Genomic DNA, 24,571 nt, shown 5'->3' with positions numbered 1-24,571 from the left:
CAGATGGCATTCAACTTCCGCTGAGCTTGAACACCGCCGTGGCCGCACGCAGGTTGGGAAGTGTGCGCACCTCGTGGCCGTCCTGCAGGCCAAAGCTGTCGAGCACGCGCAAGCCGTTCTTGCGCGCCAGCGCGTCAAAGTCGCGATAGGTACCGACGCGGATGTTCGGCGTGTCGTACCACTGGTAGGGCAGGCGACGCGTGACCGGCATGCGCCCGCGCAACACCGACAGGCGATTGGGCCAGTGGGCGAAGTTGGGGAAGGCGACGATGCCCATGCGGCCGACGCGGGCGGTTTCGCGCAGCATGACTTCGGCGTTGCGCAGGTGCTGCAAGGTGTCGATCTGCAGGACGACGTCAAAGCTCTGGTCCTGGAACGCTTTCAGCCCCTGGTGCAGGTTGAGCTGCAGCACGTTGATGCCGCGCTGCACGCAGGCGAGTACGTTGTCGTCGTCGATCTCGATGCCGTAGCCAGTGCAGCCCTTTTCCCGCGTGAGCAGGTCGAGCAGGGCGCCGTCGCCACAGCCCAGGTCGAGCACGCGCGAGCCTTCAGGCACCAGCCGGGCGATCGAGCGGAGCACAGCGGTGTCGCTCATGAGTGCACTCCCGTTGCCTGAGTTTCATGCGTTTTTGGCGTCTGGCCCTTATCAGGTGCGCGCAGCATGCTATCAAAATAGGATCTGACAAGGTTCAGATAACGCGAATCCTCCAGCAGGAAGGCGTCGTGCCCGTGGGGCGCGTCGATCTCGGCGTAACTGACGTCGCGGTCGTTCTCCAGCAGCGCCTTGACGATCTCGCGGCTGCGCGCTGGCGAAAAGCGCCAGTCGGTGGTGAAGCTGACCAGCAGGAACTTGGCCGTTGCACGCGCCAGCGCCTGCGTGAGGTCCCCGCCAAAGGCGCGCGCCGGGTCGAAATAGTCGAGTGCGCGCGTGATCAGCAGGTAGGTATTGGCGTCGAAATAGTCGCTGAACTTGTCGCCCTGGTGGCGCAGGTAGCTTTCGATCTGGAACTCGACGTCCTGCGTGCTGAAGCGGTAGCCGTTGACGTTCTCGGCCACCGCGTCGCGCAGCTGGCGGCCGAATTTCTCGTTCATCACATCGTCCGAGAGGTAGGTGATGTGCCCGACCATGCGCGCAATGCGCAGTCCGCGCTTGGGCACGACGCCGTGGTCGTAGAAGTTGCCGCCGTGGAAATCGGGGTCAGTGACGATGGCGCGGCGCGCCACCTCGTTGAACGCGATGTTTTCGGCCGACAGATTGGGCGCGCTGGCCACCACCACAGCGTGGCGCATGCGGTCGGGGTACTGAAGCGCCCACGACAGCGCCTGCATGCCGCCGAGGCTGCCGCCCATGACGGCCGCCAACTGCTGGATGCCGAGCGCATCGAGCAGGCGGGCTTGCGCGTTGACCCAGTCCTCGACCGTGACCACCGGAAAGTCGGCGCCGTAGACGCGGCCGGTGTCGGGGTTCGTGTGCATCGGCCCGGTGCTGCCGAAGCATGAGCCCAGGTTGTTGACGCCGATGACGAAGAAGCGGTTGGTATCGACCGGCTTGCCCGGGCCGATCATGTTGTCCCACCAGCCTTCGCTGCGCGGCTGGCCCTCGTGCGTGCCGGCGACGTGGTGCGACGCATTGAGCGCGTGGCAGACCAGCACCGCGTTGTCGCGCGCGGCGTTGAGCTGCCCGTAGGTTTCGTAGGTGAGCGAATAGCCGCGGATCGACGCGCCACTCTGCAAGGGCAGCGGTGCGTCGAACTGCAGGGTTTGCGGCGAAACGATGAACGACATGGTGGCAACAAAAAACCCGGTTCGCCAAAACGGCGCCGGGTCTTTCATGCGCTCGGTTTTAGCGGAATTTATTGAGCGCCCGCAAGCTGAGGCAAATCGGCGCTGAAGGGTCAGTATAGCGCGCCAGGCGGCGCCTTACTGCCCCCAGCCGATCAGTGCTACTACACCCAGTGCTGCAAAAATGGCCGCCGACACCGTGTGCACCACGCGGATGGGCACCTTCTTGACCAGTTTGTCGCCAAACCAGACGACGGGCGCATTGGCCAGCATCATGCCCAGGGTGGTGCCCGCCACCACGGCGAACCAGGCCTTGTACTGCGCGGCGAGGGCCACGGTGGCGATCTGGGTCTTGTCGCCCATCTCGGCAAGGAAGAACGCGACCACCGTGGTCCCAAAGACGCCCAGGCTGCCGGTGCTGGAGGGGGTGTCGCTGTCGTCCAACTTGTCGGGAATCAACATCCAGATCGCCATGGCGATGAACGACAACCCCAACACCCAGCGCAGCACGTCGGGCCCAAGAAAGGTGGTTACCCAACTGCCCACCGCCCCAGCCAGCGCGTGGTTGACCAGCGTGGCGACCAGGATGCCGAGGACGATCGGCCAAGGCTTGCGAAAGCGTGCGGCGAGGATCAGGGACAGCAACTGGGTCTTGTCGCCCATTTCGGCGAGGGCGACGATGCCTGTGGATATCAGAAAGGCTTCCATCCGGTGCTTGATTTCTGGGAAGAGGGTGAGTCGAAGCGGGCGGCGGAGCCAGGGGCAGAAACGCTTTTTTGGCAGTTCGGGGCCGGGCAAGGCGGGCGCGGGAGGCGCATTCTAGGCGCCTGGCGTGTCGCGCGTACAACAGGCCCCAGCGCCGAATAGCCATTTATTTTGGTCGGGGATTATCCGGATGCTTGACTTTGGGCGTTCTGCCGCATAATTCTGGCCATGTGCACTTGGCACATCTTGTGGTCTTTGCGGTGAACTCAGTCAGTCTCCCTTCCTTGCCGGCCCAGCGCAGCTTCGTCGAAGGCGGTTTGCGGACTCCATCGCTTTTCTTTTGTCTTTGAGGAGTCCCTGTTTAATGGGCAACAAACTGTACGTCGGCAACTTGCCGTATTCGGTGCGCGACGCCGATCTGGAGCAAGCCTTTGCCGAGTTTGGCTCGGTCACGAGCGCCAAGGTGATGATGGAGCGCGATACCGGTCGCTCCAAGGGCTTTGGTTTCGTCGAAATGGGCAGCGATGATGAGGCGCAAGCCGCCATCAACGGCATGAACGGTCAGTCGCTGGGCGGCCGCAACGTGGTCGTGAACGAAGCACGCCCGATGGAAGCACGTCCTCCCCGCTCCGGTGGGTACGGCGGTGGCGGTGGCGGCTACGGTGGTGGCGGTGGTGGTTACGGTGGCGGTGGCGGTGGCGGCTACGGCGGTGGTCGTCGCGAAGGCGGCGGCGGCGGTTACGGTGGCGGTCGTCGCGAAGGCGGCGGTGGCTACGGTGGCAGCCGTGATGGCGGTGGCGGCGATGGCAGCTTCCGCAGCCCCTATGGCGCAGGTCCGCGTGGCGGTGGCGCTGGCGGTGGTCGTCGCGAAGGCGGTTACGGTGGTGGCGGCGGTCGCCGCGACGACCGTTACGACGGTGGCGGCCGCGACGGTGGCGACGACTATTGATCGTTCGTCGAATCTCACGTCTGCGATACGCGCACTGAAAGGCCCCTTAGGGGCCTTTTTCGTGGGTGACGCTTAATCCGTCCAAAGGGTGTGTCCAGTGCGCTGCATGCTTGCGCATGGAAGTCAAACCTCGCCCTCGCGCGCTTTGCGCCCTCGACCGTGCATCAGCCGATCGAACATGGCATTGGGCAGTGCGCGCATCAACTTGGCGACCACGCCCATCTGCCAGGGAATGACGCAGTAGCTCCGGCCAGCCTGGATGGCGCGAAAGGCCTGGTTGGCAAATGCAGGTGCAGACATCAGGAAAGGCATCGGATAGCGGTTGCCCCGAGTGAGCGGCGTGTCTATGAAGCCAGGGGCGATCGTCAACACCTTGACACCCGAACCGCGCAGTTCGCCGCGCAGGCTCTCGCAGTAGCTGACGACGCCGGCTTTGCTGGCGCAGTACGCCCCGTGACCGGGTAGGCCACGAACGGCTGCGACGCTGGCGATGCCTACAAGTCGTCCACTGCCACGCTGACGCATGGGCGCCACGAATGGGTGGAATGTCGCTGCCATGCCGATGTTGTTGGTCGCCAGCGTGCGTGACATGACGTCAAGGTCGCTGTGTTCGGCGGTGTCCATGCCAATGCTGATGCCCGCGTTGGCGATTACAACGTCGGGCAACCCTTGCTCGGCCAGACACGCCTGCGCAGCGGCGATGACCTCATCCGGCGCCGACACGTCTGCAGCATAGATCCTGAAGCAGTCAGGTGACCAACCCTGGGCCAGCGTCCAGGCCTGCATGGCCTCTTTGCGGCGCGCAATCAGGGCGACGCGCCAGCCCGCCTGTCGGTAGCGCAGCGCCAATGCCTGTCCGATGCCGCTCGATGCGCCGGTGATGAACGCCAACGGGGGTGGGGGCTGGCCCGAGCGCATTCAGGCTAGGGTTTGGCCGAAGGCTTGGGCTGCAGCACGCCGCGTACCCGCCCCTTCAGCTGGGCAACGCCGGTCTTGTCGTTGTACTCGAACTGGTCGCCCACGAAGCGGTCGGTGCCGCGCAGCAATTCGACGGGTTTGTCGGAGCTCACCCTGTCTTCGTCGACAAACGCATGCAGATAGTCGCCGCGGAACTCCAAGCGCGGCACGACGGTGCCATCCGGGCGGGTGATCGGCTCGCGCACCACCACCGCGTTGCCGTAGAGCTGAATTTCCGAACCATCGCTGTTCGAAACGCCGCGCAATGCGGTGCCGACCGTGACGCGCCCCCGTGCGTCGATCGAGCGCATATGCGGATCCTTGACCTCCAGCGTATCGGTGACAGGGAAATGGTGACCCTCCACGCCCGTGAGATCGGACGTCATGCGACCGTTGGCGTCGAAGCTGCGCACCCGGAACTGCTGCATAAAGTAATCCGGCTCCTTGGACACGGCGCGAGGCTGCGCATCGGTTGCGAACTTGGGCGCGCTGCGCACGAGCCACCAAGTCCCAAGGGCGAACAGCATCATCAACAGGGCAGGCAACCAAGTCGAAAGCTGGTCGCGGCCAATGCGCATCAGGCGCGATTCGGTCATGTCGAGCTTTCCGTGTCAGCCAGGCCGATCTGAAGATGGGTGTTCAGCAGGCGGTCGTACTGTCCACTCGCCACCAGCAACAGGTCGCACAGCTCGCGCGCAGCCCCCTCGCCGGCACGGGCCCGGGTTACGTAGGTCGCTACCGCCAATGCCTCGGCGTGAGCACCCGGCGGCGCGCAGGAAAAGGCAGCACGCGCCATCACGGGCAAATCTGGCCAGTCATCGCCCATCGCTGCCGCCTCCTGCCACGTGAGGCCCAATTCGGCCAGCAGCGCTTCGGCAGCCGGCAACTTGTCCTCAGTGCCCAGTCGGGCATGGGATACCCCCAGCGCGCCAAGCCGTTTGCGCAGCGCGGCGGAGTCACGGCCGGAGATGACTGCCGGCACAATGCCAGCCTGTGCCAGCAATTTGATCCCATGGCCGTCAAGGGTATGAAAACGCTTCAGCGTTTCACCCTCAGCGGAAAAATACAGACCCCCGTCGGTCAATACGCCATCGACGTCAAAGAAGACGACGCGAATGCCTTGCGCCGCCAGCAGCGTATCGGGTGGCCAATGCATGCTTGGCCTCATCAGATCACTTTCGCACGCATGAGGTCGTTGCTGTTGATGGCCCCGACCAACCTGCCGTCGGCATCGTGGACCAGCAGCACGGTGACGCGGTGCTGCTCCATCAGCTTGGCTGCCTCCGCGGCCAGAGCGTCGGAACGGACATGCCGTGGGGTGCCGTGCATGACTTCACGGGCCGTCAGAGCACGCAGATCGCGCCCGGTTTCCACCAAGCGACGCAGATCGCCGTCGGTGAAGATGCCCAGGGCTCGGCCATCGTCGTCGACGACGGCCGACGCGCCCAGGCCCTTGCGCGTCATCTCCCGCATCAGCACACTGAAGTCCGCCTCCGGCCCCACGCGTGGCACGGCCTCGCCACTGCGCATGATGTCCATTACGCGGGTCAGCAGGCGGCGCCCCAAGGCGCCACCGGGGTGCGAACGCGCAAAGTCCTCGGTCTTGAAACCGCGCGCATCCAGCAGCGCCATGGCAAGCGCATCGCCCAAGGCCATTTGGGCGGTGGTGCTCGCCGTCGGGGCAAGGTTTAGGGGACAGGCCTCCCGCTCGACGCTGCTGTCCAGCACCAGGTCGGCGTTGCGGCCGAGTGTCGATTGCGGGTTGCCCGTCATCGCGACCAGAGGTGCGCCCATGCGGCGGATCAGCGGGAGCAGCGTGGTGAGTTCGTCGGCTTCACCGCTGTTGGAGATCGCCAGCACCACATCGACCGGCATCACCATGCCTAGGTCGCCGTGGCTCGCTTCGGCAGGGTGAACGAACATCGCGGGCGTGCCGGTGGAGGCCAGAGTGGCGGCGATCTTGCGGCCGATGTGGCCGCTCTTGCCCATGCCCATGACGACCACGCGACCGGTCACACCCAGCACCATGGCTACGGCGCGCGAAAAGTCGCTGTTCAGCCTGCGTTGCAGGCCGAGCACGGCGGCAGCCTCGATGGCCAGCGTCTCATGGGCCAAGCGCAGTGCCTGGGCAGGGTCGAAACTCATCCTTGGGATTTTATAGAGTGCGTTCCAGTAGCATTCGTGGATGAATGCGCTTGAGCTCACGCTGCTGTACTTGCTGGCCGCCGTGCTGGCAGTGACAGCCTGTCGCTGGCTCAAGCTCCCCGCCATCCTGGGCTACCTGGTGGCGGGGGTCATGATGGAGCCCCACACGCTTGGACTTGCCTACGGGCAGGACGCTGAAAGCATACGGCACCTGGCCGAGTATGGCGTCGTGTTTCTGATGTTCGTGATCGGGCTCGAATTCAACCTGCCCAAGCTGCGTGCCATGCGGCGCCATGTGTTTGGCCTGGGCCTTGCGCAAGTGGGCCTGACGATGCTGGTCGTCACGCTGGCTGGCGTGGCGCTGCAGGCTTGGCTCCCGCAGGTGTGGCCGCTGGGCTGGCAGACCTCGCTAACCCTGTCGGGGGCGTTGGCCATGAGCAGCACCGCTATCGTCGTCAAGATGATGGCTGATCGCCTTGAACTGGATTCGCCCTACGGCCAGCGCGTCATGGGCGTGCTGCTGTTCCAGGACTTGGCCGTGGTCTGGCTGCTGGTGCTCGTGCCGGCATTGGGCGCCGCGCCAGAGGCGCTGGCCGGCGCGCTGCTGGCGGCGGGTTTCAAGGCGGCCCTGCTGATCACGTTGCTGTTGTGGGGCGGCCAGCGCGTGATGCGGTGGTGGCTGACGCTGGTGGCGCGGGTCAAGAGCGAAGAGCTGTTTGTACTCAACTTGCTGCTGATGACGCTCGGTCTGGCCTGGTTGACAGAGCAGGCCGGGCTGAGCCTGGCGCTGGGGGCCTTCATCTGCGGCGTGCTGATATCGGAGACGGAGTTCAAGGTGCAGGTCGAGTCCGAGATCCGCCCTTTCCACGACGTGCTGCTCGGTCTGTTCTTCATCACCATCGGTATGCTGCTCGACTGGCGTCAGGTGGTCATGCAGTGGTACCTGGTTCTGGTGCTGCTGCTCATCCCCGTGACCTTCAAGCTGGTGCTCGTGACCGCGCTGGCGCGCTGGTTGGGTGCCAGCGGCGGTGTGGCCCTGCGCACCGGTCTCTACCTTGCCCAGGCCGGTGAATTCGGTTTTGTGCTGCTGTCTATCGGGCGGCGCGGTGGGCTGGTGCCGCCGGAACTGTTTACGCCCGTACTTGCCGCCATGGTGCTGTCGATGCTGGCCACGCCCTTCATCATCATGGCCAGCAACCGCATCGTGATGCGGCTGGTGGCCAGCGAATGGATGCAGCAGTCGCTGCAGATGACTTCGATCGCTCAAGAATCGATCAATACCCGTGCCCACGTGCTGATCTGCGGCTATGGGCGCAGTGGTCAGGCGATGGCGCGCCTTCTGGAGCGCGAAGGCATTCCCTATGTCGCGCTGGACCTGGACCCCGACCGTGTGCGCCAGGCGCGCGCGGCGGGCCATGCGGTGGCGTTTGGCGATGCCGCCAAGGCGCAGGCGCTGATTGCAGCGGGGCTGGGGCGCGCCAGTGCGGTGGCCATCACCTACCTGGACCAGCACAGCGTGATGAAGGTTCTGGACACGGTGCGCCACCACGCGCCGCAGGTTCCCGTGATCGTTCGCACCCAGACCGACCGCGACCTTGAAATCCTGCGCACAGCTGGCGCCACCGAGGTGGTACCCGAATCGCTGGAAGGCTCGCTCATGCTGGCCAGCCACGCCCTCGCGCTCATGGGCGTGCCCATGCGCCGCGTGATCCGCATCGTGCAGGAGCAGCGCGAGGCCCGCTACGGCCTATTGCGCGGCTTCTTCCACGGCGCTGACGATGTGAGCGACGACGAGATGGCGCAAGAGCGTCTGGCCACCTTCACGATCCCCGAACGGTTCGCCGGGCGCCACCTCGCGCAGGTGCTGAGCGAGAGCGGAGGCGAGCTGCGCGCCATCAGCCTGCGCCGCCGCAACGGCCGCCCCGCACCCACAGACGACGATCCGCAGGTGAATGGCGGCGACACCGTCGTGCTGTCTGGCAGGGCGGACGCACTGGCCCGCGCCGAGCTGGCGCTGGCCGCTTGAGCTCTCCCGCGGCCGCGCGGCACAATCGGCCCATGACTACACCCTTGTCCGTCAGCGATTACCTGCGCCAGCACATCCGCACCGTGCCCGACTGGCCCGCGCCGGGCGTGCAGTTTCGCGACATCACGCCGCTGCTGCAGAACCCGCGCGTGTTCCGCGTGCTGATCGACGCTTTCGTTCACCGCTACATGGACCCGGCCCTGCGTCCCGACGTGGTTGCAGGGCTCGATGCGCGCGGCTTCATCGTCGGCTCGGTCGTGGCGTACGAGTTGAACGTCGGTTTCGTGCCGATCCGCAAGAAGGGCAAGCTGCCGTTCACCACGGTCGAAGAGACCTATGAGCTGGAGTACGGCAGCGCCACTGTCGAGCTGCACACCGACGCCGTGCAGCCCGGCCAGCGTGTGCTGCTGATCGACGACTTGATCGCCACGGGCGGCACCATGATGGCGGGCCGCCGACTGCTCGAAAAGCAGGGCGCCGTCGTCACCGAAGGCGCTGCCATCGTTGACTTGCCGGAGCTGGGCGGCTCGGCCCGGCTGAAGGAATCCGGGCTGTCGCTGTTCACGCTGGTCGATTTCGAAGGGCACTGAGTCCAGCGCGGGCAGCCGACCGCACCCCTGCCACAGTAGACTAACTTCTGATTCGATAGCTGGCCGCGCAGGCCCTGTCTGCCTTACAGGCCATTTTCATCTGACACTCTTCAGACGCGTGGCTTCCGGCCATGCGCGCTACTTGCCGATGCAAAAGCGCGAGAAGATCACGCCCAGCAGGTCGTCGGCCGAGAACTCGCCCGTGATCTCGCCCAGCGCCACTTGCGCCAGCCGCAGCTCTTCCGCCAGCAGGTCCAGCGCGGCTGCCGGCGGCCCGAGGTGGGCTTCGGCGGCCGCCAGATGGTCGTTCGCGCGCGCCAGCGCCTGCAGGTGCCGCTGGCGGGCGATGAACACACCACCTTCCGCGCCCGCCTGCCAGCCGGCCAGCGCCAGCAGCCGCTGGCGCAGCGCCTCCAAGCCGTCGCCCGTCTTGGCCGACAGGCCGATCCCGTCCCCTGCGGGCAGCGCGCCAGGCACCGCATCGTGCTTGTTCCAGACGTGCAGCACCGGCACGCTGCGCGGCAGCTGCGCCGCCATCTCGGCGGCGATGTGGCGGTCCTCGACCTGGTAGGTCGGGTCTTGCAGCCGCGTCAGATCGTGCAGCAGCAACACCGCATCGGCCGAGGCGATGTGTGCCCAGGCACGCTCGATGCCGATGCGCTCAACCTCGTCCTCGCTCTGGCGCAGCCCCGCGGTGTCCAGCACGTGCAGCGGCACGCCCTCGATCTGGATGGTCTGCTGCACCACGTCGCGCGTGGTGCCGGCGATGGGCGTGACGATGGCCAGCTCGGCCCCCGCCAACGCGTTCAGCAGCGAGCTCTTGCCCGCGTTCGGCTGTCCGGCGATCACGACCTTGATGCCTTCGCGCAGCAGCGCACCCTGGCGCGCACGCGCCTGCACATCGGCCAACGTTTGCTTCAAGTTTGATAGCTGTCCGCGCACGTCGTGCGTGCTCAGAACGTCGATTTCTTCCTCAGGAAAGTCCAGCGTCGCCTCGATCAGCATGCGCAGGTGGATCAGCCCGTCGCGCAGCGTGTGGATGGCGCCCGAGAACTCGCCCGCGAGCGATCGGCTTGCCGAGCGCGCTGCCGCCTCGGTGCTGGCGTCGATCAGGTCCATCACCGCCTCGGCTTGCGCCAGATCGAGCTTGTCGTTCAGGAAGGCGCGCTCGGTGAACTCGCCCGGCCGTGCCAACCGCAGGCGGGGCAGGCGTGCCGCGCCCGTGCCGGCGTCGACCTCGGCCGCCGCTGTCAGGCAGCGGGCCAGCAGCAGCTGAAGCACCACGGGGCCGCCGTGCGCCTGCAGCTCCAGCACGTCTTCGCCCGTGTACGAATGCGGGGCCGGAAAGTGCAGGGCCAGGCCGTGGTCGATGCCGGAACCATCGGCGTCGCGAAACGGCCCGTAGGCCGCCACACGGGGCGCTGGCAGGCGGCCGAGCAGCGCATCGGCCAGCGGCCCGAGCGCGTGGCCGGAGACGCGCACGATGCCCACGGCGCCGCGCCCGGGGGCTGTGGCAATGGCAACGATGGGGTCGGGGCGTGGCGGCTGCATGGCATGATTGTCCGATACCCCGCTGCACGCCCCGCGCCGTTCGCCATGAGCCTGATCCTGCTGCACAACGTCCACCTGCTCGACGTGCGATCGGGCGAGCTGCGGCCCGATCACAGCGTGCTGGTCGAAGACGACGCCGTGCGCGAGGTGTCCGACCGGCCCATCGCGGCGGCCAGCGCCCGCAGCATCGACGGCGGCGGCCGCACCTTGATGCCGGGGCTGATCGATTGCCACGTGCACGTCACCTTCTCGCAGACCAACCTGGGCCTGCTGGCCGACACCGCCAACACCACGCTGGCCTTGCGCGCGCTGCCCATCCTGCGCGGGATGCTGCAGCGCGGCTTCACCACCGTGCGCGATGCGGGCGGTGCCGACCACGCGCTGAAGGCCGCCATCGACGACGGCATGGACGGCACAGTGACCGGCCCGCGTCTATTCGTCAGCGGCCCGGCGCTCAGCCCGACGGGCGGACACGGTGATTTCCGGCCACGAAGCGACCGCTTGCAGCCGCTGGGCTGTGGTTGCCAGCGGCTGGCTAGCACGCGCGTGGTGGATGGCGTGGACGCGGCGCGGCGCGCCGTGCGCGAGCTGCTGCAGATGGGCGCCGACCAGATCAAGATCATGTCGTCGGGCGGCGTGGCCTCGCCCACCGACCCGGTCAACGCGCTGGGGTACTCGCTGGAGGAAACGCGCGCCATCGTCGACGAAGCCGCCGCGCGCCACACCTATGTGCTGGCGCACGCCTACACGCCCGAGGCGATCCGCCGCGCGGTGGAATGCGGCGTGCGCACCATCGAGCACGGCAACCTGATCGATGCGCCCACCGCTGCGCTGATGGCCGCGCGCGGCGCGTATGCCGTGCCCACGCTCATTACGTACGAAGCGCTGGCGCGCGACGGGCAGCGGCTGGGGCTGGGCGCCGACAGCGTCGCCAAGATCGCGCAGGTGCGCGAAGCCGGGCTGCAATCGCTGCAGATCTTTCGGGAAGCGGGTGTGAAGCTGGGTTTTGGCACCGATCTGCTGGGAGCGTCGCACGGGCTCCAGAGCGAAGAATTCCTGATCCGTGCGCAGGTGCAGACGCCACTGGAAGTGCTGCAAAGCGCGACGCTGATCGGCGCGGAAATCCTGGGCGAGGCTGGCCGACTGGGCGAAATCGTGCCCGGCGCGCGCGCCGACCTGCTGCTGGTGGACGGCAACCCGCTGGACGATCTGCACTGCCTGGCCGGGCAGGGCGAACGCATTCCGCTGGTGATGCAAGGCGGGCAGCTGCGGGTCAACCGGCTCGCAGCCTGAACAAAGAAAAACCCCGGCGCATTGGCCGGGGTTTTAGATCGAATAGGGCGGTAGCCCTACAACCATCTGCGCGAGTAGCTATTTATTTGATAGTTGTCCAGGTCGGCATCGGGCGATCGTCCGCACGGTGCACGGTGGTCACGTTCTTGCGCATGGCCCAGGGGCGGATCTGGTCGTGCAGCGGCAGGTAGTTGTAGTCGTCCTTCACGATCTGCAGCGCCTCGTGGATCATGTCGTCGCGCTTCTTGGCGTCCATCTCCGTCTTGATGTTGTTAATCAGCAGATCAACCTTCGGGTTGCTCATGCGGCCGCAGTTGAAGTTGCCGGCCGCGCCGCCCTTCGGATCGACGGTGCTGATCAGCGAATCGAGCGAATACAGCGCGTCGAACGTGGCCACGCCCCAGCCCAGCATGTAGGCGCTGACGTCGAACTTCTGGATCTTGGCGCTGTGGATGGCCATGGGGTTGGTCTGCAGCTTCGTCTTGACGCCGACGCGGGTCCACATCGCGGTGATCGCCTGGCAGATCGCCTCGTCGTTGACGTAGCGGTCGTTCGGGCAGTCCAGCGTCAGCTCAAAGCCGTTGGGGTAACCCGCATCGGCCAGCAGCTTCTTGGCGGCGTTCACGTCGTACTTGGACGCGCGCGCACCCAGTTCCTTGGTCCAGCCATGGACCATCGGGGCGATCATCGTGCCGGTGGGCTTGCCCAGGCCGCGCATGACGTTCTTTTCGATCGCGCCCATGTCCACCGCCTGGTAGAGCGCCTGGCGCACGCGCTTGTCCTTCAGCGGGTTCTTGCCCTTGACGTTGGAGCCCATCAGTTCTTCGCGGAACTGATCGAAGCCCAGGAAGATGGTGCGGTTCTCGGCGCCTTCGATGACGCGGATGTTGGGGTCGCGCTTGGTGCGCTCCAGGTCTTGCACCGGTGGGTCGACCACCATGTCGACTTGGCCGGAGATCAGCGCGGCCGAGCGCGTGGCGGCGGACTTTATCGGGGTGAAGATCACCTCGTCAATGTTGCCCTTGGGCTTGTCCCACCAGTTCGGGTTTTTCTTCAGCGTGGTCTTGGTGTCCGGCTGCCAGCCGACCAGTTGGAACGGTCCCGTGCCGTTGGCATTGCGGGACGCGAAATTCTCTTCCTTGGCCTTGTAGTCCTGCGCTTTGGTGGCGTTGTTCTTCTCGGCCCAGGCCTTGTTCATGATGCGCGCCTCCACCAGCTCGCGCAGCACCACGGGGCTGGGGCCCTTGAGGATCACGTCGACGGTGAAGTCGTCCACCTTCTTGACTTCCTTGACGCTCTGGGCGGCGGAAGTCAGGTTGGACGGCGGGGTCATCACGCGCGTGATGGAGAACACCACATCGTCGGCGGTGAACGGGGCGCCGTCGTGGAATTTGACGCCCTTGCGCAGCTCGAAGCGCAGCTGGGTGGGCGTGACGAACGTCCACTTGGTGGCCAGCGCGGGCTGGATCTGGAACTTCTCGTCGTAGCGGATCAGGCTCTCGTACACCATCTGCTGGTAGGCCAGCGTGGTCTGGTGGTTCTGACCGGCCGGGTCGAACGTCAGGATGTCGTTGGCGCCTGCGATGCGCAAGGTGGCCGAGTGGGCCAGCCCGGTGGCGGCCAGGACGGCCAGCGCAACCGCGCCGCGAGCAAACAGGGAACGTGCCATAGGGGAAGCCTTTCCGGACGGAATGTTGAAACCGGCAATGCTACAAAAAAACCGGCAAATACCGACCAGTGTTTCTACCCGGCTGACAGCGCAAAAAAAAGCCGCGACCCATGCAGGGCGCGGCTCAGACGGAAGCAGAGGGACGCTTCTACTTGAATTTCGGCAGATTGAACTGGGGTGGCACCCCCATGCGGGTGTTGATAATCCACTGCTGCGCGATGGTCAGAACGTTGTTCGTGATCCAGTACACCACCAGGCCGGCCGGGAAGAAGAAGAACATCACGCTGAAGATGAGCGGCATGAACCACATCAGCTTGGCCTGCATCGGATCGGGCGGCGCCGGGTTCAGCGCCGTCTGCAGCAGCGTGGTCAGCGTCATGATGATCGGCAGGATGAAGTACGGGTCCCGCACCGACAAATCCTTGATCCACAGGATCCAGGGCGCGCCGCGCATTTCGACCGACGACAGCAGCACCCAGTACAGCGCAATGAACACGGGAATCTGGATGATGATCGGCAGGCAGCCGCCCATCGGGTTGACCTTTTCCTCGCGGTAGATGCGCATCATCTCCATCTGCATCTGCTGCGGGTTGTCCTTGTAGCGCTCACGCAGCTCCATCACCTTGGGGTTGATGGCTTTCATCTTGGCCATCGACGCGTAGGCCTTGGCGTTGAACCAGTAAAAGGCGATCTTCAGCAGCACCACCAGCGCCACGATCGACCAGCCCCAGTTGCCGATGAAGCCGTGCAGCTTGTCGAGCAGCCAGTACAGCGGCTTGGACAGGATTGTGAAGAAACCGTAGTCCTTGACCAACTCCAGGCCGGGGGCGATGCCCTCCAGCATCTTTTCTTCCTGGGGGCCGACAAACAGGCGGCTATGGGTCGTGCCGGTCTGGCCCGGCGCGACGGCGCCAAATGGCGTGATGAGGCCGGCCGCGTAGAGGTTGTCACCCACTTTGCGGGCGAAGTTTTCATGGTTCTTGCCCGGCGCCGGCAGCCACGCGCTGGCAAAGTAGTGCTGAACCATCGCGACCCAGCCGTCCGGCGATTGGGTGACGAAGTCCGCCTTGCCTTTTTCGATATCGGTAAAGGCCACCTTCTGGAACTTCTTGGCGTCGGTGTAGAACGCCGGGCCAGTGAAGGTGGAATAGAACGACGATTCGCCCGGCGCCTTGTTACCGTCGCGCACCAGTTGCAGGTACAGCTGAGGGTTGACGGGCTGGCCGCTGTCGTTGACCACTTCGTGGCGGACATCGATCACGTAGGAGCCGCGCTTGAGCGTGTAGGTCTTGGTCAGGCGCACGCCACCCACATCGGCGGAGGCAAAGCGCAGCACCAGATCGTTGGCGCCGTCCTTCAGCGCGCGGTCGCCGGTGAAGGTCATCGGCGTCTTGTGGGTCGGGAAATTGCCGCCGATCAGGCCTGTTTGCGCCTGGTAAACCCGGTTGGCGCTGGTGTCGAGCAGCACGAAGGGAGCGCCCTGCTGGTCTTGCTCTGGGAATTTGAGGAATTCGCTCTTGATGAGCGTGCCACCTTCGGTATCGAAGGTGAGTTTGAGCACGTCGGAGGTGATTTCCACGCGCTCCCGCGGCGTGGCGGCGGCCGCTGTGGCGGGGGCACCGGTCGGCGGCGTCGCGCCTGTTGCCGAGGTCTGTGCGCTGGGCACCGCCGACGGTGCCGAGCCTGGGGCTTGTGCGGCCGACGCCGGGGCGCTGGCCCCACTGGCGGCCGTGGTGGCGCTACCGGGGAAGAAGGTGGGCTTTTTGCCGTTGTGAACCTGCCACTGATCCCACAGCATGACCAGGGAAAAGGCAAAGATGACCCAAAGGATCGTGCGGCGAATGTCGTTCATGAGGACTGACGAGGAGAAGACGGCTTCGCTTCCCGGCTGGCCAACAGCCCGGTGAAAAGCTTGGGAGGTGTGTCGGGCACCGGGTCGCAGCCGCCCTGGCACCAGGGCTGGCAGCGCGCCAGTCGCCGCAGGGTCAGGTAGCTGCCGGCCAGGCTGCCGTGGCGCTCGAGGGCGCTGATCGCGTACACCGAGCAGGTGGGTTCAAACCGGCACGAAGCGCCCAGCCACGGCGACAGCATCAGCCGGTAGCCTTTGACGAGGGCGATCAACACGGCGCGCATGACGGCTGAATCCGCTGAAACAACTGGAGCAATTCGGCGCGAACCGCGTGGAGCAGTGCTTCAGAGCGCGCGCTCGGGAACCGGGTTGGTGAATACGCCGCCCGCAAACGGATCAGATAGGCCTGATCGCTCAAGGGCAGATTCAGCTGCTCGCCCATAGCGTAGATCTGACGGCGAATGGCGTTGCGCGTGACCGCGCGACGCGCACAGCGCTTGGGCGTCATGGCACCCAGCCATGCGGAACCAGCAGGCAGAAAGGCGGGCGCGGACACGGGGCCGCCTTCAGCGACATCGGGCGAGGTCGCCTTCAACCGGTGCAGCGCGAAATGAGCGGTTTTGGCCACAGGCGGCGTGCGCAGCAGGGCCTGAAACTGGGCGCGGGTACGCAAACGCCGCATGAACCAGCTCCGGCCTGGCTATCCGAACCGTGGCGCGCCGAGGGGGGCGGAACGCGAAAGCTTCGACTATCAGACGGCCAGGCGCTTGCGGCCCTTGGCGCGGCGTGCGTTGATGACGGCGCGGCCACCGCGGGTCTTCATGCGGACCAGAAAACCGTGCGTGCGAGCGCGGCGAGTCTTGGAAGGTTGGTAAGTGCGTTTCATGACAAGTCGTCCTTGAATTCGATGGGCTTGAATGTTTGGGCGGCCGACTTGCGCGCCCGGCATCCCTTGGCGTGGCGAGCGAAAACGCTGCCTAGCGCGCGCGACATCGGACCGAACCGACGGCGCCACCGTGAACGCACACAGGGGAACCCCGCATTATCGCAGACAAACTGCCGTGAGCCAAGCGTATCTCTACTCAATTGCCAGCAGCGGAGTGCCGTATGCTTCCGAGCGGGCCCCCCAGTCATGTGGAAAACCCTCTTCTATGAGATAATTGAAGGTTGCAAAATTTAGGTTTATCCACAGTCTCGGGGTGCATTCAATGCTAGATGTTCCGCCTGCGGCGGGCCCCGGAGACCCAGCCTCGTCCCTTTGGTCAGCTTGCCAAGATGTTCTTGCTCAGGAGCTGCCTGAGCAGCAGTTCAATACTTGGATTAAGCCCTTGGCAGCGCAATTTGCGCCCGCCGATGCGCGTCTCACGCTTTTCATTGCGAACCGGTTCAAGCTGGATTGGGTGCGTGCTCAGTACGCAGGTCGGATCGCTGACGTCCTGGAGCGTCTGTATGAACAGCCAGTGAAGGTGGAGTTGGCGCTTGCTCCGCGGGTGTTGCCAACAAAACATAGCGTTTCTTCGGCACCTGCGTCGCCTCAGGGGGCTGCAATAGTCGATGCGGATATTTCGAGCCGACCTCCCTCCAATGAAGTCGTCGAGGCGCAACAAGCCCAAACGCAACGACACCGGCTCAACAGCGCCCTGACCTTCGATACCCTGGTTGAAGGGTCGGCCAACCGGATGGCGCGGGCTGCAGCGCTTCACGTTGCTGGCGCGCCTGGACGCCTCTACAACCCGCTGTTCATCTATGGCGGTGTCGGTTTGGGCAAGACGCACCTCATGCACGCTGTGGGTAACCATCTGTTGGCCGGTCGCCCGGATGCGAAAGTTCTCTACATCCATGCGGAGCAGTTTGTGTCCGATGTGGTCAAGGCCTACCAGCGCAAAGCCTTCGACGAATTCAAGAACCGCTACCACTCGCTGGACTTGCTGCTGATCGACGACGTGCAGTTCTTCGCCAACAAGGACCGGACGCAAGAGGAATTCTTCAACGCCTTCGAGGCGCTGTTGGCCAAAAAGAGCCACATCGTCATGACCAGCGACACCTATCCCAAGGGCCTGGCAGACATCCATGAGCGCTTGGTGTCGCGCTTCGATTCTGGTTTGACCGTGGCGCTGGAGCCGCCCGAGCTGGAAATGCGTGTGGCGATCCTAATCAACAAGGCCGCCAGCGAAGGTGCCGACATGCCGGAGGAGGTGGCGTTCTTCGTCGCCAAGAACGTGCGCTCCAACGTGCGTGAGCTCGAAGGGGCGCTGCGCAAGATTCTTGCGTATTCACGCTTCAACCAGAAGGAAATCTCCATTCCGTTGGCGCGTGAAGCGTTGCGAGACCTGCTGTCTATCCAGAACCGCCAGATCAGCGTTGAAAACATCCAGAAAACCGTGGCCGACTACTACAAGATCAAGGTGTCAGACATGTACAGCAAGAAGCGTCCAGCCTCGATCGTGCGGCCGCGCCAGATCGCGATGTACCTGGCCAAAGAGCTGACTCAGAAAAGCCTGCCCGAGATAGGCGAGTTGTTCGGCGGGCGCGACCATACGACCGTGCTGCACGCCGTGCGCAAGATCGCGGCCGAACGCCAGCAGCTGACCGAGCTGAACCAGCAGCTCCACGTGCTGGAACAGACGCTGAAAGGCTGAAAAGAGCTGACACAAAAGCGGCGACAATACGGGGTTGACATTCGCGCACGCGCGCGCGTTAAACAAAACATTTCCATCGACCTGTGGTGGCCCCTGCGCCGCCCGCCAAGACGAGCCCTGACGAGGAAGACATGATTGTTCTGAAGACCACCCAAAACCAATTGCTGGCTGCGCTTCAGTCCGTGTCGGGCATCGTCGAGCGGCGCCACACCTTGCCGGTGCTGGCCAACGTGCTGTTGCGCAAGACGGGCGAGACGATCCAACTGACCACCAGCGACCTCGAAATCCAGATTCGCACCAATGCCAACCTGGGTGGCGATGCGGGCAACTTCGCCACCACCGTCGGCGCGCGCAAGCTGATCGACATTCTGCGCACCATGCCGGCCGATCAGACCGTCAGCCTGGAATCGCAGCAGGCCAAGCTGGTTCTGAAAGGCGGCAAGAGCCGTTTCACGCTGCAAACGCTGCCGGCCGAAGACTTCCCGCTGGTGCAGGAAGCGCCCAACTTCGGCCCCGCGTTTCAGGTGCCGCAAAAGACGCTCAAGCAGCTGCTCGATCAGGTGGCTTTCGCCATGGCGGTGCACGACATCCGCTACTACCTGAATGGCATTCTGTTCGTGGCCGAAGGTCGCCAGCTGAGCCTGGTTGCCACCGATGGCCACCGCCTGGCTTACACGGGCGCCACGCTGGATGTCGAAGTGCCCAAGCAGGAAGTCATCCTGCCGCGCAAAACCGTGATCGAGCTGCAGCGCCTGCTGTCCGACGCCAGCGTGCCCGAAGGGCAAGAGGCGCCGATGATCGAAATGCAGTTTGCCGGCAACCAGGCCAAGTTCAGCTTCGGCCACATGGAATTCGTGACCAAGCTGGTCGAGGGCAAGTTCCCTGACTACAACCGCGTGATTCCCAAGAGCCACAAGAACACCGTCACCCTGGGGCGTGCGCCGCTGCTGGCCAGCCTGCAGCGCACCGCGATCCTGACCAGCGAGAAGTTCAAGGGCGTGCGCCTGAACGTCGAGCCGGGCCTGCTGCGCATTGCCTCGAACAACGCCGAGCAGGAAGAGGCCGTCGACGAGCTCGACATCGACTACGGTGGCGACGCCATCGAGATCGGCTTCAACGTCACCTACCTGATCGATGCGCTGGCCAACATGGGCCAGGACATGGTCAAGATCGAGCTGCAGGATTCCAACAGCTCGGCGCTGGTAACCATTCCCGACAACGCGCAATTCAAGTACGTCGTGATGCCGATGCGCATTTGAAATCGCTATTGAATTGAGAGCTGCTTGCGCTCTGAACCCGCCGGCTCCGGCGGGTTTTGACCTTAAAAAGTGCGAAAGAACGATATGACCGACCCCAACCAACACCCCGACCAACCGCGCCAACCGCAGGCGCCGCGTGGCGCCGAAGGGTACGGCGAAGGTGCCATTCAGATCCTCGAAGGCCTGGAAGCGGTGCGCAAGCGCCCTGGCATGTACATTGGTGATACCAGCGATGGCACCGGTCTGCACCACCTTGTGTTTGAAGTCGTGGACAACTCCATCGACGAAGCGCTGGCCGGTTTCTGTGACGACATCGTTGTCACCATCCACAGCGACAACTCCATCAGCGTGGTCGACAACGGGCGCGGCATTCCCACCGGCGTCAAGATGGACGACAAACACGAGCCCAAGCGCTCGGCCGCCGAGATCGCCCTGACCGAATTGCACGCCGGCGGCAAGTTCAACCAGAACAGCTACAAGGTATCGGGCGGACTGCACGGTGTGGGCGTGAGTTGCGTCAACGCGCTCTCCAGCAAGCTGCGCCTGACCGTGCGCCGCGACGGCAAGAAGCACGAACTCGAGTTCAGCCGAGGCTTCGTGCAGGACCGCGTGCTTGAACAGGTGAGCGGTGTCGAAATCTCGCCGATGAAGATCACGGGCGACACCGAAAAGCGCGGCACCGAAGTCCGCTTTCTGCCCGACACCGAAATCTTCAAGGAAAACAACGAGTTTCACTACGAGATCCTCAGCAAGCGCCTGCGCGAACTGAGCTTTCTCAACAACGGCGTGCGCATTCGCCTCATCGATGAGCGCAGCGGCAAGGAAGACGATTTTTCCGGCGCTGGCGGTGTCAAGGGGTTTGTCGATTTCATCAACGGCGGCAAGCGCGTGCTGCACCCGAACGCCTTCCACGCCACGGGCGCCCGCCCGGCCGACTCGTACGGCGGCATTCCCGACACCGAGATCGGCGTTGAAGTCGCCATGCAGTGGAACGACGGCTACAACGAGCAGGTGCTCTGCTTCACCAACAACATTCCGCAGCGCGACGGTGGCACGCATCTGACCGGCCTGCGCGCGGCCATGACGCGTGTGATCAGCAAGTACATCGCCGACAACGAACTGGCCAAGAAGGCCAAGGTCGACGTCTCGGGCGACGACATGCGCGAAGGGCTGACCTGCGTGCTCAGCGTGAAGGTGCCCGAGCCCAAGTTCAGCAGCCAGACCAAGGACAAGCTGGTCAGCAGTGAGGTCCGCGCGCCGGTCGAAGACATCGTGGCCCGGTCGCTTGCCGAGTACCTGGAAGAGCGCCCCAACGACGCCAAGATCATCTGCGGCAAGATCGTTGAAGCGGCGCGTGCGCGCGAGGCCGCGCGCAAGGCGCGCGAGATGACACGCCGCAAGGGCGTACTCGACGGCTTCGGCCTGCCCGGCAAACTGGCCGACTGCCAGGAGAAAGATCCCTCGCTGTGCGAGATCTACATCGTCGAGGGCGACTCTGCCGGCGGCTCCGCCAAGCAGGGTCGCGATCGCAAGTTTCAGGCCATCCTGCCGCTGCGCGGAAAGATCCTGAATGTCGAGCGTGCCCGCTATGAAAAGCTGCTCACCAGCAACGAAATCGTCACGCTGATCACCGCCTTGGGCACGGGCATCGGCAAGACCGCGGCCGACTCCGGAAAGAGCGGCGCCGATGATTTCAACATCGACAAGCTGCGCTACCACCGCATCATCATCATGACCGACGCGGACGTGGACGGCGCCCACATCCGCACGCTGCTGCTCACCTTTTTCTACCGGCAGATGTCTGAATTGGTCGAGCGCGGGCACATCTACATCGCCCAGCCCCCGCTGTACAAGGTCAAGGCGGGCAAGGAAGAGCTTTACCTCAAGGACGGCGCTGCGCTGGAGGCTTTCCTCATGCGCGTGGCCTTGAAGGACGCGGTCATCCATACGGGTGGTGCGCAGCCGCAGGAACTGTCTGGCGACACGTTGGCCGAATTGGCGCGCAAATACCAGCTTGCCGAGTCGGTGATCGAGCGCCTGTCGGTCTTCATGGACGCCGAGGCGTTGCGCGCCATCGCCAGCGGCGTGGTATTGAATCTGGACACGGTCGAGAGCGCGGAGGCCAGCGCCATCGCATTGCAGCAGCAACTGGCGGCCATGCACACGAACGGCACCACGCCCGAAGTCGCCAGCGAGTTCGACGTGCGCACCGACAAGCCGGTGCTGCGCATCAGCCGGCCGCACCACGGCAACATCAAGAGCAGCGTGGTGACGCAGGACTTCGTTCAAGGTGCGGATTACGCTGCACTGGTGGAGGCCGCTCAGACCTTCAAAGGGCTGCTGGGCGAAGGTGCGCGCGCGACACGCGGTGAAGGTGAGCGCCAGCGCGAGCAAGCCGTCGGCAGCTTCCGCGAAGCCATGCAATGGCTGCTGGCTGAGGCAGAGCGCACCACCAGCCGTCAGCGCTACAAGGGTCTGGGTGAGATGAACCCCGAGCAGCTTTGGGAAACCACGATGGATCCCGAAGTCCGCCGCCTGCTGCGCGTACAGATCGATGACGCCATCGAAGCCGATCGCGTGTTCACCACCCTCATGGGCGACGAGGTTGAGCCGCGCCGCGATTTCATCGAAACCAACGCACTGCGCGCGGTGAACATCGACGCCTGAGCGTGCTGTCATCCGGGCATTCAGGCGCCCTGGGTTTTTGAATGTTTTTGTGCGCTAAGGCGCGCCCAACGTGCGCTGGAAGCTATCGAATTAGAAGCGTTTTCCGCTTTCGAGTCAGCGCCGTGGGCAGGTGCGGCTGCTGTCCGAGGTCACTGCGCATATGGCTGCGGTAACTTGGCAGCCTTCAGCGTCAGGGCGCAAAACGCTGTGCCATCCAGGGGAGGACGGCCGCCATTTGCTCGAGCACCGGGGCATTGGGGTCTTCGGCCTCGTCTCCAGGCTCAAAGTAGTGCAGCCGATTCGGAAAGTCGTGCCGGGTCTTGTCGGTGCTGCCCAGAGCGTCCAGGATGGCCTGTGTGTGCGAAGGGTAGACATCCAGATCGCGACCGGCGTGGATAACGATGACGGGTTCGGTCACGGCGGGCGCGGTCTTGAGCAGGTCGGCGTTGCTGCTGATTCCGGACCAAGTGGAAAGCCAGGCATCGGGCGTTTGCAGGCGGGCAAACCCCAGCAACTGGTAGTTCATGATGTCCGGGCGGTTGCTCAGCAGGCAGCCGTACGCGCGATCGCTCGGGTCGATGCTGTTGTCGACGTAGTGGAGGTTGGCCATCGTGCGGTGTGTGACCATCACCGGCGTGAAGTTGGCGCGCTGCAAGGCGCTTCGCTGCTGAGCGTAGGAAAGGCGATCGAACCAGTCAGACCGACATAACTGTTCGTTGGACTGGCGCTCGGCGATCATCGCGCGGGCGATGTCGTCGATGCGCTTCACGCGTGCCCGTTGCGCCTGCTGGTAGCACGCCACGAACTCGGCGCTGTAGCGGCTCCATTCCGGCGCGGGCTGAAATCCGTTCGCAGGGTCGTACATGTCGAGCGAGGCGTCGGTCAGGAACGGCTCGTGTTCATCCACCACGGAGGGATCGATGGTGCCGTTGATGATGTTGCCCTGCCCGGTGTGGGCGGCGCTAATGATCATGCCGTCAAAGGCCGGCATCGACGCATCTGCAAGTGGGATGGGGCGGCCACCGGGGGTCAGCTTCAGCCTATCGGCAGGCGCCGCTTTGGCCTGCTGTTGGTAGAACGTCCCCAGCGACCCGCCGCCCGAATTGCCCAGCCAAACCACCTTTTCGATGCCACGCTCGTTTTTCAGCCAGTTGACGTAGGCTGCCACGTCCAGCAGCAACTGCTCGTGTACACAGTTGGTGTCGTTGTGCAGCGAGCGCAAATTGGCACCCACGCAGAGGTAGCCAGCGCGCAGCAGCGCGGGGAATGCGTAGTGGCGCGAGAAGTCCACCCGCTGGTGCGCGGCGATCACTGCCACGCGTGGCTTCGGATGGTGCTTGGGCACCCAGGCGAGGCCGCGCACCTGCACGCCATCGTGCGCGTGCAGCACGAGCGATTCGGCCTGCGCGAATTGTTCCACCGGTTCGCGAAAACGGATCCAGCTGGCGCGCCAGTACTTGCTGTCGAGGGTGCGGGAACTCATGTCGGCATCTTGGTGTGGGAGGCGGCGCGTGGGGGCGTCAACGGTCGAAGCTCAGGCCCGAGCGCTTGACCAGCGCTGTCCAGTTGGCGGTGTCGCGTTTCATGTCGGCCATGAACGCAGGGCCTTCGGCAAAGTTGTTCATCATGTCGAGCGCCTCCAGCCGCGTGCGCATGCCGGGCTCTTCAAGGATCGCCTTGAACTCGGCCATCAGACGGGTGGCGATGGCGGGCGGCAGGCCCGGAGGCGCCAGGAAGCCGTACCAGCCGACCCAGCCGAAATCGTCCACGCCTTGCTCGGCAAAGGTGGGGATGTTCGGCATGGATTTGGCGCGCTGCGGGGCGCTGATGCCGACGGGCACCAGCTTGCCCGTCTGCAAGTAGGGCTTGGCGCCAGCCATCGTGGCCAGGGCCATGTCGATCTGGCCGCCCAGCAGGTCGGTCAGCGCAGCGGGCTCGCCCTTGTACGGCACCGACAGCAGTCCCAGATTTCGGTGCTTGTTGAAGGCCTCCATGACTACCTGCGTGCCCGTGGCCGTGGCGCCGAAGCTCCAGTTCTTGCCCGGCGCCAGGCGCAGCAGGTCGGCGGCATTGCGCACGCCCAGTTCCGGCCGAATCACCAGCAGCGTGACCACGGCGCCGATGCGCGTCAGCGGTGTGAAGTTGAAGGGGTCATACCCCACGTCCTTGTACTGAACTGGCGCCTGAACGTGCTGCGTCAGGGTCAGCAGCAAGGTGTGTCCGTCGGCAGGCGCCCGGGCGGCGGCCACGGTGGCGATAGTGCCATTCGCGCCTGGGCGGTTGTCCACGATGACGGGTTGGCCCAGCCGGGTCGACAAGCGCGTGGCGAATTCGCGCGCCAGGATATCGCCCGCGCCGCCGGCGCCCGCGGGGGTGATGATGCGAATGGGGCGGCTCGGCCAGGCCGCATCCTGCGCCAGGCTGGGCAGAGCAGCCGTCGCGGCGAGCAACCCGAGGAAGGTTCGTTTGTCCATGTGGTTGTTGGCTCCG

Annotated in this window: 22 protein-coding genes; 7 read left to right on the top strand and 15 right to left on the bottom strand. The window is 64.6% G+C overall.

The features are described 5' to 3' along the window. Window positions 1-10: 10 nt before the first annotated feature. From metW to FVQ98_RS03840, 3 genes are all read right to left on the bottom strand, one after another. Entirely contained in the window at window positions 11-595 is a 585-nt protein-coding gene (gene metW, locus FVQ98_RS03850) for a methionine biosynthesis protein MetW (protein ID WP_147912099.1), read from the bottom strand. Then, window positions 592-1,785, bottom strand: coding sequence for a homoserine O-succinyltransferase MetX (gene metX / locus FVQ98_RS03845; RefSeq protein WP_147912098.1), 1,194 nt, complete (start codon window positions 1,783-1,785; stop codon window positions 592-594). Before metX ends, metW begins: the two co-directional genes overlap by 4 nt. Before the next feature lie 135 nt (window positions 1,786-1,920). After that, on the bottom strand, window positions 1,921-2,490 hold the full coding sequence (locus FVQ98_RS03840) for a TMEM165/GDT1 family protein (RefSeq protein ID WP_147912097.1): 570 nt from the start codon (window positions 2,488-2,490) through the stop codon (window positions 1,921-1,923). 361 nt (window positions 2,491-2,851) lie between these two features. Here FVQ98_RS03840 and FVQ98_RS03835 point away from each other — a divergent pair, with 361 nt between their 5' ends. Beyond that, complete coding sequence (locus FVQ98_RS03835; protein WP_147912096.1) at window positions 2,852-3,436, top strand: RNA recognition motif domain-containing protein; 585 nt, start codon at window positions 2,852-2,854, stop codon at window positions 3,434-3,436. A gap of 123 nt (window positions 3,437-3,559) precedes the next feature. On the opposite strand, the gene FVQ98_RS03830 is transcribed toward FVQ98_RS03835, so the two are convergent. Genes FVQ98_RS03830 through FVQ98_RS03815 form a run of 4 tightly spaced genes read right to left on the bottom strand, consistent with a single transcriptional unit; the run spans window position 3,560 to window position 6,538 of the window. Next, window positions 3,560-4,354, bottom strand: coding sequence for an SDR family oxidoreductase (locus FVQ98_RS03830; RefSeq protein WP_147912095.1), 795 nt, complete (start codon window positions 4,352-4,354; stop codon window positions 3,560-3,562). 5 nt (window positions 4,355-4,359) lie between these two features. After that, window positions 4,360-4,989: an LPS export ABC transporter periplasmic protein LptC gene (gene lptC, locus FVQ98_RS03825; protein ID WP_147912094.1), complete on the bottom strand. Its 630-nt coding sequence runs from the start codon at window positions 4,987-4,989 to the stop codon at window positions 4,360-4,362. Further along, entirely contained in the window at window positions 4,986-5,549 is a 564-nt protein-coding gene (locus FVQ98_RS03820; protein ID WP_370512912.1) for a KdsC family phosphatase, read from the bottom strand. Before FVQ98_RS03820 ends, lptC begins: the two co-directional genes overlap by 4 nt. Window positions 5,550-5,560: 11 nt before the next feature. Further along, window positions 5,561-6,538: a KpsF/GutQ family sugar-phosphate isomerase gene (locus FVQ98_RS03815; RefSeq protein WP_147912092.1), complete on the bottom strand. Its 978-nt coding sequence runs from the start codon at window positions 6,536-6,538 to the stop codon at window positions 5,561-5,563. Window positions 6,539-6,578: 40 nt separating this feature from the next. Between FVQ98_RS03815 and FVQ98_RS03810 the strand changes: the two genes are divergently transcribed. Then, a complete protein-coding gene (locus FVQ98_RS03810; RefSeq protein ID WP_147912091.1) occupies window positions 6,579-8,564 on the top strand; it encodes a cation:proton antiporter in 1,986 nt (661 codons plus the stop codon). A 32-nt stretch (window positions 8,565-8,596) separates the two neighbouring features. Further along, window positions 8,597-9,154 carry an adenine phosphoribosyltransferase gene (locus FVQ98_RS03805; protein ID WP_147912090.1) on the top strand — a complete coding sequence of 186 codons (558 nt, stop codon included), beginning with the start codon at window positions 8,597-8,599 and terminating at the stop codon, window positions 9,152-9,154. A gap of 138 nt (window positions 9,155-9,292) precedes the next feature. Here the strand turns inward: FVQ98_RS03805 and mnmE are convergent, their stop codons facing one another. Further along, window positions 9,293-10,705: a tRNA uridine-5-carboxymethylaminomethyl(34) synthesis GTPase MnmE gene (gene mnmE, locus FVQ98_RS03800; RefSeq protein ID WP_147912089.1), complete on the bottom strand. Its 1,413-nt coding sequence runs from the start codon at window positions 10,703-10,705 to the stop codon at window positions 9,293-9,295. A 45-nt stretch (window positions 10,706-10,750) separates the two neighbouring features. On the opposite strand from mnmE, the gene FVQ98_RS03795 reads away from it, so the two are divergent. Continuing rightward, window positions 10,751-11,998 carry a metal-dependent hydrolase family protein gene (locus tag FVQ98_RS03795; protein ID WP_147912173.1) on the top strand — a complete coding sequence of 416 codons (1,248 nt, stop codon included), beginning with the start codon at window positions 10,751-10,753 and terminating at the stop codon, window positions 11,996-11,998. An 82-nt stretch (window positions 11,999-12,080) separates the two neighbouring features. Here the strand turns inward: FVQ98_RS03795 and FVQ98_RS03790 are convergent, their stop codons facing one another. The 5 genes from FVQ98_RS03790 to rpmH all read right to left on the bottom strand — a co-directional run bounded on the left by FVQ98_RS03790 (window position 12,081) and on the right by rpmH (window position 16,402). Further along, complete coding sequence (locus tag FVQ98_RS03790) at window positions 12,081-13,667, bottom strand: ABC transporter substrate-binding protein (protein WP_147912088.1); 1,587 nt, start codon at window positions 13,665-13,667, stop codon at window positions 12,081-12,083. A 148-nt stretch (window positions 13,668-13,815) separates the two neighbouring features. After that, window positions 13,816-15,519, bottom strand: a complete 1,704-nt coding sequence (yidC, locus tag FVQ98_RS03785) for a membrane protein insertase YidC (RefSeq protein WP_147912087.1) — start codon at window positions 15,517-15,519, stop codon at window positions 13,816-13,818. Continuing rightward, entirely contained in the window at window positions 15,516-15,800 is a 285-nt protein-coding gene (gene yidD, locus FVQ98_RS03780; protein ID WP_147912086.1) for a membrane protein insertion efficiency factor YidD, read from the bottom strand. The genes yidC and yidD overlap by 4 nt, the downstream gene beginning before the upstream one ends. Then, window positions 15,785-16,198 carry a ribonuclease P protein component gene (locus FVQ98_RS03775; RefSeq protein WP_147912085.1) on the bottom strand — a complete coding sequence of 138 codons (414 nt, stop codon included), beginning with the start codon at window positions 16,196-16,198 and terminating at the stop codon, window positions 15,785-15,787. Before FVQ98_RS03775 ends, yidD begins: the two co-directional genes overlap by 16 nt. A 69-nt stretch (window positions 16,199-16,267) precedes the next feature. Continuing rightward, a complete protein-coding gene (gene rpmH, locus FVQ98_RS03770; RefSeq protein ID WP_005798102.1) occupies window positions 16,268-16,402 on the bottom strand; it encodes a 50S ribosomal protein L34 in 135 nt (44 codons plus the stop codon). Window positions 16,403-16,724: 322 nt separating this feature from the next. Here rpmH and dnaA point away from each other — a divergent pair, with 322 nt between their 5' ends. The 3 genes from dnaA to gyrB all read left to right on the top strand — a co-directional run bounded on the left by dnaA (window position 16,725) and on the right by gyrB (window position 22,081). Continuing rightward, window positions 16,725-18,155, top strand: a complete 1,431-nt coding sequence (gene dnaA / locus FVQ98_RS03765) for a chromosomal replication initiator protein DnaA (protein WP_147912084.1) — start codon at window positions 16,725-16,727, stop codon at window positions 18,153-18,155. Window positions 18,156-18,286: 131 nt separating this feature from the next. Beyond that, window positions 18,287-19,414 (top strand): DNA polymerase III subunit beta, encoded by a 1,128-nt coding sequence (gene dnaN / locus FVQ98_RS03760; protein ID WP_147912083.1) that lies wholly within the window; start codon window positions 18,287-18,289, stop codon window positions 19,412-19,414. Window positions 19,415-19,498: 84 nt separating this feature from the next. Further along, window positions 19,499-22,081, top strand: a complete 2,583-nt coding sequence (gyrB, locus tag FVQ98_RS03755) for a DNA topoisomerase (ATP-hydrolyzing) subunit B (protein ID WP_147912082.1) — start codon at window positions 19,499-19,501, stop codon at window positions 22,079-22,081. 190 nt (window positions 22,082-22,271) lie between these two features. On the opposite strand, the gene FVQ98_RS03750 is transcribed toward gyrB, so the two are convergent. Continuing rightward, on the bottom strand, window positions 22,272-23,564 hold the full coding sequence (locus tag FVQ98_RS03750) for an alpha/beta fold hydrolase domain-containing protein (RefSeq protein WP_147912081.1): 1,293 nt from the start codon (window positions 23,562-23,564) through the stop codon (window positions 22,272-22,274). 37 nt (window positions 23,565-23,601) lie between these two features. Then, window positions 23,602-24,555: a Bug family tripartite tricarboxylate transporter substrate binding protein gene (locus FVQ98_RS03745; RefSeq protein ID WP_147912080.1), complete on the bottom strand. Its 954-nt coding sequence runs from the start codon at window positions 24,553-24,555 to the stop codon at window positions 23,602-23,604. Between the last annotated feature and the right edge of the window lie 16 nt (window positions 24,556-24,571).

The sequence above is a fragment of the Ottowia flava genome, from assembly GCF_008017535.1.
GTDB classification, from domain to species: domain Bacteria; phylum Pseudomonadota; class Gammaproteobacteria; order Burkholderiales; family Burkholderiaceae_C; genus Ottowia; species Ottowia flava.
This window is presented reverse-complemented; position numbering and strand designations above follow the sequence as displayed.

Bases quoted from the DNA above. Each gene is read 5' to 3' on its own strand.
- yidD (WP_147912086.1), bottom strand. From the start codon at position 15,800: ATGCGCGCCGTGTTGATCGCCCTCGTCAAAGGCTACCGGCTGATGCTG.
- mnmE (WP_147912089.1), bottom strand. From the start codon at position 10,705: ATGCAGCCGCCACGCCCCGACCCCATCGTTGCCATTGCCACAGCCCCC.
- FVQ98_RS03805 (WP_147912090.1), top strand. From the start codon at position 8,597: ATGACTACACCCTTGTCCGTCAGCGATTACCTGCGCCAGCACATCCGC.
- FVQ98_RS03820 (WP_370512912.1), bottom strand. From the start codon at position 5,549: ATGCATTGGCCACCCGATACGCTGCTGGCGGCGCAAGGCATTCGCGTC.
- FVQ98_RS03795 (WP_147912173.1), top strand. From the start codon at position 10,751: ATGAGCCTGATCCTGCTGCACAACGTCCACCTGCTCGACGTGCGATCG.
- dnaN (WP_147912083.1), top strand. From the start codon at position 18,287: ATGATTGTTCTGAAGACCACCCAAAACCAATTGCTGGCTGCGCTTCAG.
- FVQ98_RS03810 (WP_147912091.1), top strand. From the start codon at position 6,579: ATGAATGCGCTTGAGCTCACGCTGCTGTACTTGCTGGCCGCCGTGCTG.
- FVQ98_RS03745 (WP_147912080.1), bottom strand. From the start codon at position 24,555: ATGGACAAACGAACCTTCCTCGGGTTGCTCGCCGCGACGGCTGCTCTG.
- FVQ98_RS03815 (WP_147912092.1), bottom strand. From the start codon at position 6,538: ATGAGTTTCGACCCTGCCCAGGCACTGCGCTTGGCCCATGAGACGCTG.
- yidC (WP_147912087.1), bottom strand. From the start codon at position 15,519: ATGAACGACATTCGCCGCACGATCCTTTGGGTCATCTTTGCCTTTTCC.
- lptC (WP_147912094.1), bottom strand. From the start codon at position 4,989: ATGACCGAATCGCGCCTGATGCGCATTGGCCGCGACCAGCTTTCGACT.
- metX (WP_147912098.1), bottom strand. From the start codon at position 1,785: ATGTCGTTCATCGTTTCGCCGCAAACCCTGCAGTTCGACGCACCGCTG.
- rpmH (WP_005798102.1), bottom strand. From the start codon at position 16,402: ATGAAACGCACTTACCAACCTTCCAAGACTCGCCGCGCTCGCACGCAC.
- FVQ98_RS03775 (WP_147912085.1), bottom strand. From the start codon at position 16,198: ATGCGGCGTTTGCGTACCCGCGCCCAGTTTCAGGCCCTGCTGCGCACG.
- gyrB (WP_147912082.1), top strand. From the start codon at position 19,499: ATGACCGACCCCAACCAACACCCCGACCAACCGCGCCAACCGCAGGCG.
- FVQ98_RS03830 (WP_147912095.1), bottom strand. From the start codon at position 4,354: ATGCGCTCGGGCCAGCCCCCACCCCCGTTGGCGTTCATCACCGGCGCA.
- FVQ98_RS03750 (WP_147912081.1), bottom strand. From the start codon at position 23,564: ATGAGTTCCCGCACCCTCGACAGCAAGTACTGGCGCGCCAGCTGGATC.
- FVQ98_RS03840 (WP_147912097.1), bottom strand. From the start codon at position 2,490: ATGGAAGCCTTTCTGATATCCACAGGCATCGTCGCCCTCGCCGAAATG.
- FVQ98_RS03835 (WP_147912096.1), top strand. From the start codon at position 2,852: ATGGGCAACAAACTGTACGTCGGCAACTTGCCGTATTCGGTGCGCGAC.
- FVQ98_RS03790 (WP_147912088.1), bottom strand. From the start codon at position 13,667: ATGGCACGTTCCCTGTTTGCTCGCGGCGCGGTTGCGCTGGCCGTCCTG.
- dnaA (WP_147912084.1), top strand. From the start codon at position 16,725: ATGCTAGATGTTCCGCCTGCGGCGGGCCCCGGAGACCCAGCCTCGTCC.
- metW (WP_147912099.1), bottom strand. From the start codon at position 595: ATGAGCGACACCGCTGTGCTCCGCTCGATCGCCCGGCTGGTGCCTGAA.